Annotated in this window: 14 protein-coding genes; 9 read left to right on the top strand and 5 right to left on the bottom strand. The window is 62.6% G+C overall.

All coding sequences use genetic code 11. The features are described from left to right. The 6 genes from EN906_RS10750 to EN906_RS10720 all read left to right on the top strand — a co-directional run. Positions 1 to 445 (top strand): ABC transporter permease subunit (locus EN906_RS10750; protein ID WP_127375168.1); only part of this gene is annotated, 445 nt, incomplete at its 5' end. Next, complete coding sequence (locus EN906_RS10745; protein ID WP_127270226.1) at positions 430 to 1,500, top strand: ABC transporter substrate-binding protein; 1,071 nt, start codon at positions 430 to 432, stop codon at positions 1,498 to 1,500. The genes EN906_RS10750 and EN906_RS10745, both read left to right, overlap by 16 nt. Positions 1,501 to 1,795: 295 nt before the next feature. Then, on the top strand, positions 1,796 to 2,404 hold the full coding sequence (locus tag EN906_RS10735; RefSeq protein ID WP_127270224.1) for a cupin domain-containing protein: 609 nt from the start codon (positions 1,796 to 1,798) through the stop codon (positions 2,402 to 2,404). Next, positions 2,394 to 3,479 carry an ABC transporter ATP-binding protein gene (locus EN906_RS10730; protein ID WP_127270221.1) on the top strand — a complete coding sequence of 362 codons (1,086 nt, stop codon included), beginning with the start codon at positions 2,394 to 2,396 and terminating at the stop codon, positions 3,477 to 3,479. Before EN906_RS10735 ends, EN906_RS10730 begins: the two co-directional genes overlap by 11 nt. Before the next feature lie 283 nt (positions 3,480 to 3,762). Further along, positions 3,763 to 4,386, top strand: a complete 624-nt coding sequence (locus tag EN906_RS10725; protein WP_127270218.1) for a 2'-5' RNA ligase family protein — start codon at positions 3,763 to 3,765, stop codon at positions 4,384 to 4,386. A 125-nt stretch (positions 4,387 to 4,511) separates the two neighbouring features. Further along, positions 4,512 to 4,865 (top strand): nuclear transport factor 2 family protein, encoded by a 354-nt coding sequence (locus EN906_RS10720; protein WP_127270215.1) that lies wholly within the window; start codon positions 4,512 to 4,514, stop codon positions 4,863 to 4,865. Positions 4,866 to 4,958: 93 nt separating this feature from the next. On the opposite strand, the gene EN906_RS10715 is transcribed toward EN906_RS10720, so the two are convergent. Both EN906_RS10715 and EN906_RS10710 read right to left on the bottom strand, forming a co-directional pair. After that, positions 4,959 to 5,438, bottom strand: a complete 480-nt coding sequence (locus EN906_RS10715; RefSeq protein ID WP_127270213.1) for an SRPBCC family protein — start codon at positions 5,436 to 5,438, stop codon at positions 4,959 to 4,961. Then, entirely contained in the window at positions 5,435 to 5,791 is a 357-nt protein-coding gene (locus tag EN906_RS10710; RefSeq protein WP_127270295.1) for a metalloregulator ArsR/SmtB family transcription factor, read from the bottom strand. The genes EN906_RS10715 and EN906_RS10710 overlap by 4 nt, the downstream gene beginning before the upstream one ends. Positions 5,792 to 5,938: 147 nt before the next feature. Between EN906_RS10710 and EN906_RS10705 the strand changes: the two genes are divergently transcribed. Then, a complete protein-coding gene (locus EN906_RS10705) occupies positions 5,939 to 6,286 on the top strand; it encodes an ArsC family reductase (protein WP_127270294.1) in 348 nt (115 codons plus the stop codon). A gap of 196 nt (positions 6,287 to 6,482) precedes the next feature. Here the strand turns inward: EN906_RS10705 and EN906_RS10700 are convergent, their stop codons facing one another. The 3 genes from EN906_RS10700 to EN906_RS10690 are packed head-to-tail and all read right to left on the bottom strand — an operon-like array spanning position 6,483 to position 9,107. Next, entirely contained in the window at positions 6,483 to 6,845 is a 363-nt protein-coding gene (locus tag EN906_RS10700; protein WP_127270292.1) for a DUF488 domain-containing protein, read from the bottom strand. A gap of 16 nt (positions 6,846 to 6,861) precedes the next feature. Continuing rightward, on the bottom strand, positions 6,862 to 8,118 hold the full coding sequence (locus EN906_RS10695) for an aminopeptidase (protein WP_127272629.1): 1,257 nt from the start codon (positions 8,116 to 8,118) through the stop codon (positions 6,862 to 6,864). Continuing rightward, a complete protein-coding gene (locus EN906_RS10690) occupies positions 8,115 to 9,107 on the bottom strand; it encodes a LysR substrate-binding domain-containing protein (RefSeq protein WP_127271620.1) in 993 nt (330 codons plus the stop codon). The genes EN906_RS10695 and EN906_RS10690 overlap by 4 nt, the downstream gene beginning before the upstream one ends. A gap of 94 nt (positions 9,108 to 9,201) precedes the next feature. Here EN906_RS10690 and EN906_RS10685 point away from each other — a divergent pair, with 94 nt between their 5' ends. Continuing rightward, the gene (locus tag EN906_RS10685) at positions 9,202 to 9,423 is read left to right on the top strand and encodes a hypothetical protein (RefSeq protein WP_127271618.1); all 222 of its coding nucleotides are present in this window, start codon (positions 9,202 to 9,204) and stop codon (positions 9,421 to 9,423) included. Positions 9,424 to 9,538: 115 nt separating this feature from the next. After that, positions 9,539 to 10,538 (top strand): YbfB/YjiJ family MFS transporter (locus EN906_RS10680; protein ID WP_127375167.1); only part of this gene is annotated, 1,000 nt, incomplete at its 3' end.

Here is a 10,538-nt window from a genome sequence, read left to right as displayed (position 1 = left end):
CATATTGGTGGCGCTGCCGACGACCGTGGTGTTCATGCGCAGCCGCTTCGCCGCCGTCCCGAAAACCATTCGCGAGGCGGCGCTCGATCTCGGCGCCTCCGACTGGACGACGTTCCGGCGGGTCATGCTGCCGCTCAGCCTGCCGGCCATCGTTTCGGCCTTCATGCTGGCCTTCCTGATCTCCTTCGACGAATTCATCGTCGTCTTCTTCCTCGCCGGCACCGAGCCGACGCTGCCGCTCTACATCTGGAGCCAGCTGCGTTTTCCAAAGTCGCTGCCGACGGTGATGGCGCTGGGCACGTCGATCCTGGCTGTGTCCTTCATCATCGCTGCAGCAGCTGAAATCCTGCGCCATCGCGGCCTGTCCGCCACGGCGCCAAAGCCCGCGGATCCATCACAACCAAAACAAACCAAGAGAGGAGAACTGCAATGGCATTCGACCTGAAATCGATCTCTGCAAAGACTGTTTGCGCTGGATTGACGGCGTTCGCGATGACGCTGTCGTCGACCGTCGCTTTCGCCGGCGACAAGCTGCAATATTTCACCTGGTCGGGCTATGAACTGCCCGATTTCAACAAGAGCTTCCTTGCCGCGCATCCCGATGGCGTCGAGGCCTCCATCTTCGGTGACGACGATGACGCCTTCACCAAGGTCAAGGCCGGCTTCCGCCCCGACATCGCGCATCCCTGTTATGACAAGGTGGCGCGCTGGAACAAGGAAGGCCTGCTGCAGCCGATCGACACCAAGCGCATCAAGAACTGGGATTCGATCTTCCCGGTGTTCAAGAACCTGCCCGACCTGCAGGCCGGCGACGGCAAGGTCTGGATGGTGCCATGGGACTGGGGCAACACCTCGATCCTCTACCGAACCGATCTGGTGAAGAACCCGGAAGCGAGCTGGAACCTTTTGTGGGACAAGCAGTATGCCGGCCGCATGGCGACGATCGACGCCGTGCACGACACGCCGGTCGTTGCCGCACTGCTCGCCGGCGTCAATCCGTTCGACATGACGCCGGAGCAAATGGACAAGGTGGCCGAGAAGCTGCGCGAGCAGCGCCCGCTGCTCTCCAACTACACCACCGACATGACCTCCGTCGAACAGGCGTTGGCCAGCGGCCAATTGGTCGCCGCCATGACCTGGAACGCGTCCGCCACGTCGCTGAAGAAGCAGGGCGTGCCGGTCGAGTTCATGAAGCCGAAGGAGGGCATGCTGACCTGGGCCTGCGGCTTCGTCATGCTCAAGGACGCCAAGAATGTCGATCTCGCCTATGACTTCATCAACAGCCGGCTGGATGCCGACTCCGGCAAATACCTGATCCAGGCCTATGGCTACGGCAGCTCGCTGAACTCCGCCTTCGCCACCGTGCCGAAGGAGGAACTTGAGAAATTGCAGCTGCCATCCGATCCCGAGGTGTTGCTGAAGACCACCATCTTCACCGGGCCGATGAAACAGAATGACGACCTCGCCAAGATGTTTGAAAAGGTCAAGGCGGGCGGGTGAGTTTCAACCGTATTCGAGGCGACCAATTGCCGAAGTTTGCGCTGCCCCTCACCTGCCTGCCGGCATCCTCTCCCCGTATAGTGACGGGGAGAGGGACGCTGTCATCGCCCATTTCGCCAATCATCAGCGTTGCAAGGATGGCGCCGGCGTTGCGGCCAGCCACTTCTCCCCGTCACTATACGGGGAGAAGTGCCCGGCAGGGCGATGAGGGGCAGCACTGACGCCCGATAGCTATCCAACCCTGAAGCCGGCCTTGGTCGCCACCGGCCCTAAGCACTGCAATAAGGACTAACAAATGGACATGCTGGACGAACCGGCTGAGAAGCCGAAGGACGATGCCGATGTGCGGGTCGGCCGGCGCGTGCGGGCGCTGCGGCTGGAGCGCAATCTGTCGCTGGCCGATCTTGCGGCAAAAGCTGGTGTGTCGATCGGGGCGCTCAGCCAGATCGAGCGCGGCATGTCCTCGCTGCGCGTCAAGGTGATCTGGCCGCTCGCCGCCGCCCTCGACATCGAGCCGTCGGCGCTGATCGCCGACGGCAACGATGCGGCCAACGATCTCTATTGCGTGCGCGCCGACAAGCGGCGGCAGATCCCGGTGAAGTCGGAAGGCATTGCCAAGGCGCTGCTGTCACCCCCGGGCGCGACGCTGACCGGCATGCTGGTGACGGTGGAAGCCAGCGGCGGCACGGCCGAGGCCTATGCCCATGCCGGCCATGAATTCGGCTTCGTGCTGGCCGGCGAGGTCGAACTGGTGGTGGATTCGACAAATTACGTGCTGAAGGCCGGCGACAGTTTTGCGTTCAAGAGCACGCTTTTGCATGCCTTCCGCAATCCGGGCACCGAGCGTTGCCAGATCCTCTGGGTCAACACCACGAAGCCGTCCGAGGTTCGCGATGGCGCCTGATCCACTCGTGCGGCTGCAGGCGGTCTCGAAGATTTTTCCTGGCGGCATCGTCGGGCTCGACGCCGTCGACCTCGACATTATCAGCGGCGAGTTTGTCACGCTGCTCGGGCCGTCGGGTTGCGGCAAGACCACCAGCCTGCGCGTCATCGCCGGTTTCGAAAGCCCGTCGAGCGGCAAGGTGTTGCTCGATGGTCGCGATATCACGGCCCTTCGGCCCTTCGACCGGCCGGTCAACACCGTGTTCCAGGATTATGCGCTGTTCCCGCACATGAATGTCGCCGAAAATGTCGGCTTCGGTCTGTCACTGCGCAAACTGTCTGGAGCCGAACAGGCAAAGCGAACCGGCGAAGCCCTCGACATGGTCGGTCTCGCCGACAAGCTTGGCGCCCGCGTCTCCGAACTGTCGGGCGGCCAGCGCCAGCGCGTCGCGCTGGCGCGTGCCATCGTCTGCGAACCACGCGTGCTGCTGCTCGACGAGCCGCTGTCGGCGCTCGATGCGCATCTGCGCGAACAGATGCAGGTTGAACTGAAGCGGCTGCAGTCGCGGCTCGGCACCACCTTCGTCATGGTCACCCACGACCAGACCGAAGCGCTGTCGATCTCCGACCGCATCGTCGTCATGAACAAGGGCCGCATCGAGCAGATCGCGCCGCCGGCCACCCTTTACGACCGGCCCGCCACGAAGTTTGTGGCGAGCTTCATCGGCACCATGAATCTCCTGCAATCGCGCTTCGTCGGCCGAGACGGCGATCGCCTGCGCTTCGCCGCCGGCGCCCTGCCGCTGGAGGCTATTTCTGAAACTAGCGAGGCACCTGCCGAGGGCGCCACCCGCACCATCGGCGTGCGTCCGGAGGATTTGCTGGCGATGACCGAGGCCGCGCCCGGCACCGCGCCGGCGCGCGTCAACAGCGTCGTCTTTCACGGTCGCACGCTGCGCCTTCATGCCGAACTCGGGCAGGGCGCGCCTGTTGTCATCGATGCGCCGCGCCAGGCCGAGGGTTCCCAATTCAGCGTCGGAGACGTGGCGCATATCAGCCTGCGCCGTGGTGCCAACTGCCCGGTGCTACCAAGCTAATTTTGTCGACGTTAAATAACCGGAGCACACGCCGCGCGGTGGCTACAAGCCGTCGGTCAACGGCCGGGGGTATGTCGACTGGTCGATCCACGATTTTCGGGAGGTCAGGGCATCATCGGCTACGGATCGTAGGGTTCGGCCCCTGCTCGAAAATGCTTGCTCCGCCGTTAAGCTTGCGGGCGCTGATGCGGAAACCATTAGCGCCGGTTTTGTTTTCACTTGATTCGTTCCCTTTTTGTTCTAAGCTTCTCGGCTTGATACAATCTGCCGGACGAGATCGGTTGTGAGTGGGCAATTTTCATACGGAACCGCGAAGAACGGTCAGACCTTTTTCCGATTTGAAGGACAGAGCCCGATCCGGGAGCCGCATCTGTTTTACGGATTTCTCGTTGAAGACCCGGTCAATGCCATGCTGCGGCGCAGGGCTGAGCACTACAATCAGGAACTGAGATTGCGGGGATGGCTGACGCCAACCGATCAAATGCACATATCCCTGATCGGCCTTGGCGACGGCAAACAGAAGCGTGTGGTGGAGATCGCCCGCCATGTCGGCTTGCTGATGCAAGCCACACCATTCGATGTTTGCTTCGACCGCCTGTCGGCTTTCGGCGGCGGGGCGCTGGTGCTTCGCAGCAGCGACCATTCGCCGACTTTGCAAGCCTTCTGGCGCAAGCTCTCTGCCGTAATTGACGACAGCCCGCTAAAGCCATTCATCACGACCTCGCTGGAGCCACATGTCACGCTGCTTCGCGACAGGAGGGGCGTTCCAAAAGTGCGGGAACGGATCGTTGAGCCGATATCCTGGACAGTGCGGAGTTTTTCGCTGATCCGTAGCCACCAGGGTGAATACAAATGTCCGGCGACCTGGCAATTGACCGGTCAGGACGATTCCCTAGCCGGCATGTGAGAAATCGTCGTCATACAGCCGCTATATCAATCGTCCTGACACGGCTTGTCAGCTGTAGTGCCGGCAATGGTGGCAGGCCAGCAAGCTGTTCCCCATTTGCAGTGCGTCTGACAGGAGGAACACAAATGACCATCGCGGAAATTGCCAAAGATTTCACCGAACTGCTCAAGCAGGGCGATAACGAAGCTGCTGCCGAGAAGTACAATGCCGATGATATCGTCAGTCTCGAAGCCATGGCGGGGCCGATGGCCATCTCCCATGGCAAGGAGGCTCTCAAGCAGAAGGGCCAGTGGTGGCAGGAGAACAACGAAGTGCATGGCGGCTCGGTCGAGGGCCCCTATGTCAACGGAGACCAGTTCGCGGTGCGCTTCAAGTTCGACATCACGCCCAAGGCCACCGGCGAGCGCGTCACCATGGATGAAGTTGGCCTCTACACAGTCAAGAACGGCAAGATCACCGAAGAGCGCTTCTATTATTGAGGCGGAAATGCCACCGGGAGACTGCTCTCTTCGCTCCCGGGTTGAAAACAAGCATGACGGCCAAGACAACGTCCTGGCCGTCATGTGGGAAGATCAGATCGTCTTCACGTACTGCCCAAGCTGATCGGCCACCGTGCCCCAGCCGTTGAAGAAACCCATCTCCTCATGGTTGTTGCGGGTCGCCTCGTCGCGATGGATGGCGGTGGCGGTGTAGCGCGTGCCCTTGCCGTCCGGCTGCAAGGAGATAACAGCGGTGATGAAGGGTTCCCCTGACGGCCGGTAACCCGGCAACAATGCATCCGTCCACACCAGCCGCTCGTTCGGCACGATTTCGAGATAGCAGCAATGGCGGTCGTTGACCTCGGTTCCGTCGGGCGACTGCATGCGCGTGCGGAACAGCCCGCCCGGCCTGAGGTCTATCTCGCAGTCGGTGATCATCCAAGGCTTCGGCGTGAACCATTGCTTGACGTGCTCCGGCGTCGTCAAGGCGCGCCACAGCAATTCGCGCGGCGCATCGATGACGCGCTCCAGCACGAGGTCCAGTCTGGGATCCGGCTTGAGGGGATAGATCATTTTTCTGTCTCCTTGAGGGTCATCACATAGGCGTCGAACTGGTCGAGGCGGCGCTCCCACAGCGTGCGCTGTTCGGCCAGCCAGTTTTCGGCAAGCTTCAGCGGCTCGGGCGCCAGTTGATAGGTCCTGACCCGGCCGGTCTTTTGCGAGCGCACCAGCCCGCAACCTTCGAGGATTTTGAGATGTTCGATGAAGGAGGGCAGGGCCATGTCGAACGGTTGGGCAAGCTCGCTGACCGAGGCAGGGCTGCGGTTCAGCCGCTCCACCACGCGTCGCCGCGTCGGATCGGACAGTGCGCGAAAGATGCCGTCGATCGGCGGAGGGCTCGGAGTTGTGGTCTGAAGGCTTGTCATTGGTTGGTCCTGAGGCGCTGTCAAAATACTTAGGGAAATTCCTTAGTGTTGGCAAGGGCAAAACCGAAGGCATGCCGGGGAGCGCTGGCAAAGCGCGCAGAGCGTCCTTAATCTGCGGTCAGATTCGAAATCGGAAGGGCCACTGTTTTGACGATCATCATGTACGGCATCACCACCTGCGACACGGTCAGGAAGGCGCGCCTCTGGCTGGAAGGCCATGACGTGGCCTACAGGTTTCACGATTTCAGGGCAGAGGGACTGGACGCGAAGCGGCTGGATGGCTGGGCGGGCAAGGTCGGCTGGGAAAAGCTGCTCAACAAGGGTAGCACCACGTTTCGCGAACTGCCGGACAACGACAAGCAGAGCCTCGACGAAAAGAAGGCCAAGGCGCTGATGCTGGCCAAGCCGACCGTGATCAAGCGACCGGTGCTGGAGGTTGGGGATCGGATTCTGGTGGGGTTCAAGGCTGATGTTTATGAGGCGGTGGTGAAGTAGGGCAGCGCATACACCTCACTTCGTCATCCTATGGCGAAGCAAGGAGCGGAGCGACGCAGCGCAGACCATAGGATCCATGCCGTGATCTATCCGTGTTGCAACGGTGCAGATTCTGCTCCGCTGCGCCTTTCGACTGAGGTCGCGGCATGGATCCTCGGGTCAAGCCCGAGGATGACGAAGGTCTGGCTAACGATGGCTAATTGTGAGCGCTTGCGCTGAGATACCCCGCCAGCGCCACCGCATTGTTATGCGCTTCATCATGCGCGCCATAGAGCAGCGTCACCTTGCCGTGGCTGATCAAGCCTCGCAATTCACTCACCGCCTCGCCGTTCCCGTCCAGCTCAGCACGATACCGCTCCTGAAACTCCGGCCAGCGCGCCGGCGCATGGCCGAACCACTTTCGCAGGTCGTCGCTCGGTGCGATGTCCTTCAACCACAGCGTCAGCGCAGCGTCTTCCTTGCTGACACCGCGCGGCCAGATGCGGTCGACCAGAACCCGCTGCCCGTCATCGGGCGCGGGTGGCTCGTAGATACGCTTGACCGCCAGGTCGAAGGCCATCGCACCCTCCGTACGGTCAAGCCCATTCACCCTTGCGCATGACGGGCACGCGGGCGCCGTCCTTGTGGACACCATCGATGTCGATCTTGTCCGAACCGATCATCCAGTCGATGTGGATGAAGCTCTTGTTGCCGCCGCGCGCCGCGATCTCGTCCTGGCTGAGCGAGGCGCCGTCGACGAAGCACTTCGAATAGCACTGGCCGAGCGCGATATGGCAGGCGGCGTTCTCGTCGAACAGCGTGTTGAAGAACAACAGCCCGCTTGCCGAGATCGGCGAGGAATGCGGCACCAGCGCTACTTCGCCGAGGCGGCGCGCGCCCTCATCTGTATCGAGCACCTTCTTCAGCACATCCTCGCCCTTCGATGCCTTGGCCTCGACAATCCTGCCTTCTTCGAAACGCACCGAAATGTCGTCGATCAGCGTGCCCTGGTAGGACAGCGGCTTGGTCGAGGAGACATGACCCTCGACCCGCCTTGCATGCGGCGTGGTGAAGACTTCCTCGGTCGGGATGTTGGGGTTGCAGGTGATGCCGTTCTTGGCGGTCGAGGCGCCGCCCATCCATTCATGGCCGTCCGCCAGTCCAACCGTCAGGTCGGTGCCGGGTCCGGCAAAGTGCAGCGCATGGAAATCATGGCCGTTGAGCCATTCGGTGCGGCTGCGCAGCGCCGCGTTGTGCGCCTTCCAATTGCCGATGGGGTCCTCCACATCGACCCGCGACGCGGCGAAGATGGCGTCGGCGAGCTTCACGACCGCGACATCGTCGGCATCGTCAGGAAAAACCTGCCTGGCCCAGGCGAGGTCCGGATAGGCCACGATGTTCCAGTTGATGTCGAAGCCGGTGATCTTTTCCAGCGCCGGCTGGTAGGCCATCGAATTCGCCTTGTTGGCGCGCGCCACTTTCGCCGGATCCTGAGCCGACAACAGCGATGGATCCTCGCCGCGCACGGCAAGCCTGGCCGCATTGTTGGAAAAGGCGTTCGCCATGCCTTCATAGAGCCAGCCGGCGGCGCGGTCGAAGCTCGCATCGGCGCCGAAGCGGTAGCGGGCCAGCGTCATCTCGTCGTCGTTGAAGATCGGCGTCACCAGCCCGGCGCCGGCCTTGTAGGCGTGCTCGACGATCCGCCTGGTCAACGGCAGTGCCGCGATCGACGAAGTCAGCACCAGATCCTGCCCCGGCTGCAATTGCAGTCCGACCTTGATGGCGACTTCCGCCAGCCTGTCGAGCTTCACCGGGTCGATCGATGCGGAAACGCCGCGCGAATGTGTGGTCATGATCCTGCCTGTCGTAGTTTGATGTCCGACTCTACATAGCTCGGTGCCTCCGTCCTTTCCACCGCGATCGCGCCGGCGGGTTCTGGGTTTACGGACCCGAACCGCGCCATGGTTGCCTCGATCTCTTCCCTGATCCAGACCTTGAAATCACGGACCTTGCGGCTTTCCGCCTTGACGGACGAGGTCACCAGCCAATAGCCGAGCCCGCTCTGGGCGCGGATTCCGAAAGGCGCCACCAGCCGCCCGTCGGTCAGCGCATCCGCGGCAAGCAATTGCCAGCCCAGCATCACGCCATGGCCGGCAATCGCCGATTCCAGGCACAGCATCGGGTCGGTGAAACGCGCACCCTTGAGGAAGGTGACAGGCGGAACGCCTGCTGTCTCGAACCAGCTTTCCCAGTTGATCATTGCCCGCTCGTCGGTGATCGCGCAGGTCTGGGCAAGATCCTCGATCGACTTCAGTTTTTGGGCGATCGCCGGCGCGCAGACCGGGAAGACTTCCTGCGCCAAGAGCAGTTCCGTGCGTCCGCCCGGCCATTTGCCGTCGCCGAGCCGGATGGCGATGTCGATGTCCGAGTGATCGAGATTGGCCAGCCGCACCGAAGCGTCGATGCGCAGCAGCACTTTGGGATGCCGGTCGAAGTGGCGAGATAGTCTGGGCAACAGCCACTTCGAGGCAAAGGCCGGCGCCACCGAAACCACCAATGTGCATTGCGTAGCCTCGTCGGCCAGGGCCACGGCCTGGGAAAGCTCACGAAATCCAGCACCGAGGCGGGCCGCGAAGACGGCGCCGAATTCGGTCAGCACCAGACCGCTCGCCGTTCGCTCGAACAGCGCCTGGCCGAGCTGTTTTTCGGTACGGCTGATCTGCTGGCTGACGGCGCTGACGGAAACGTTGAGCTCACCGGCCGCCGCCGCCAGCGATCCGAGACGGGCAACGGTTTCGACGGCGCGGAGGCCGTTGAGATGGACGCGGTTGAGCATGGCCATTGAGTTTTTCTAAACTGATCCGGCTGAAATCTCAATTGATAGGCATATCGAAACGGCAGATTTTGTCGGGAGAGACAGACCTGTGGAGCCGGAAATGTTAGGGATTTTGTCGTCGTCGCTGAAGGTCTTTTTCACTGCGAGCAGGCCGTATGAGCCGCGCCCGGACGGCGAGGCGCAGAGATGGCTGATCGATCCGCTTTCGCATCCGGTGCTGAACACCATGTCGGAGCGCGAACTGGGCGATGTGCCGTTCAGGCTGACGGCACGGCGGACAGTGCACGAAACGGCTCCGCTACGCGCCGGCGGTCGCTGCTGAGCAGGCGCGAAGCGTTCGGCTTGGGGAAAGTCGAGGCGAGCACCGCGTCCCGCGCACGCACTGGCCCAACAGATGGCGATTGTTTCAGCGATCCCTGCACTTATTGTGCAGTGCAATGACATCGGCCACCTCGACAGCGCTGCGTTTCGCCTTCGCCGGCATGATTGCCATGGCGATTGCCATGGGCATCGGCCGTTTCGTCTACACGCCGATCCTGCCCGGCATGATGCAGGAACTGCATCTGTCGCCGGCCGATGCCGGCTGGATCGCCTCGGCCAACTATCTCGGCTATCTCGTCGGCGCGTTGGCGGCGGCGGGCGGCTGGGCGCATGGGCGCGAGCGCCTGCTGATGCTGGCGGGGCTTGGCGCCAGTGCGGTCCTTGCCGCGCTGATGGGGCTGACCGAAGCGATGGCGGCCTTTCTCGCCATCCGCTTTCTGGCCGGTCTGGCCAGCGCCTTCGTCATGGTGTTCATGGCCAGCATCGTGTTCAGCCATATCGCGGCTGCCGGTCGCAACGACCTGCAGGCCTGGCATTTCGGCGGCGTCGGGCTCGGCATAGCGGCATCGGCGGCGATGATGGCGGTGCTGGTCGCCGAGCATTCGGGCTGGGCGGCAGGCTGGCTATGGTCGGCGGCGATTTCGGCCTGCGGTTTCGTCCTCGTGGCTCTGTTGGTCAATGAGGGTCCGCTCGGCAACGGCGAAGTCCCCCGCGAGCCGGCACTGCGGATGGACCGGTCGTTGGTCAAGGTCATCATCGCCTACGGCCTGTTCGGCTTTGGCTATGTGGTGACGGCGACATTCCTGGTCGCCATCGTCCGGCAAGGCGGCGGCAGCCGCGTCTTCGAGGCCATTGTGTGGATGGTCGCCGGTCTTGCGGGCTTTCCCTCGGTCTGGTTCTGGCAGAAGATCGCGGGGCGGACCGGCCTCTATGCCGCCTATGCGCTGGCGTGCTTCATCGAAGTTGCCGGCGTCACCGCCAGCGTCGCCATCGGCGGCGCCACCGGGCCGCTGCTTGCCGGCGTGCTGCTCGGCGGCACCTTCATTGCCCTCACCGCCTTTGGCCTGCAGGCCGCCCGGCAGCACGCGCCCAGCGCGCCGCGCCGGATCTTTGCCC

The organism is Mesorhizobium sp. M7A.F.Ca.CA.004.06.1.1 (assembly GCF_003999135.1).
Lineage (GTDB): Bacteria > Pseudomonadota > Alphaproteobacteria > Rhizobiales > Rhizobiaceae > Mesorhizobium.
This window is presented reverse-complemented; position numbering and strand designations above follow the sequence as displayed.

What these genes read in the sequence shown, in the direction of transcription:
- EN906_RS10715 (WP_127270213.1), bottom strand. Translation starts at nt 5,438, where the DNA reads ATGATCTATCCCCTCAAGCCGGATCCCAGACTGGACCTCGTGCTGGAG.
- EN906_RS10700 (WP_127270292.1), bottom strand. Translation starts at nt 6,845, where the DNA reads ATGGCCTTCGACCTGGCGGTCAAGCGTATCTACGAGCCACCCGCGCCC.
- EN906_RS10690 (WP_127271620.1), bottom strand. Translation starts at nt 9,107, where the DNA reads ATGGCCATGCTCAACCGCGTCCATCTCAACGGCCTCCGCGCCGTCGAA.
- EN906_RS10710 (WP_127270295.1), bottom strand. Translation starts at nt 5,791, where the DNA reads ATGACAAGCCTTCAGACCACAACTCCGAGCCCTCCGCCGATCGACGGC.
- EN906_RS10695 (WP_127272629.1), bottom strand. Translation starts at nt 8,118, where the DNA reads ATGACCACACATTCGCGCGGCGTTTCCGCATCGATCGACCCGGTGAAG.
- EN906_RS10730 (WP_127270221.1), top strand. Translation starts at nt 2,394, where the DNA reads ATGGCGCCTGATCCACTCGTGCGGCTGCAGGCGGTCTCGAAGATTTTT.
- EN906_RS10745 (WP_127270226.1), top strand. Translation starts at nt 430, where the DNA reads ATGGCATTCGACCTGAAATCGATCTCTGCAAAGACTGTTTGCGCTGGA.
- EN906_RS10735 (WP_127270224.1), top strand. Translation starts at nt 1,796, where the DNA reads ATGGACATGCTGGACGAACCGGCTGAGAAGCCGAAGGACGATGCCGAT.
- EN906_RS10720 (WP_127270215.1), top strand. Translation starts at nt 4,512, where the DNA reads ATGACCATCGCGGAAATTGCCAAAGATTTCACCGAACTGCTCAAGCAG.
- EN906_RS10685 (WP_127271618.1), top strand. Translation starts at nt 9,202, where the DNA reads ATGTTAGGGATTTTGTCGTCGTCGCTGAAGGTCTTTTTCACTGCGAGC.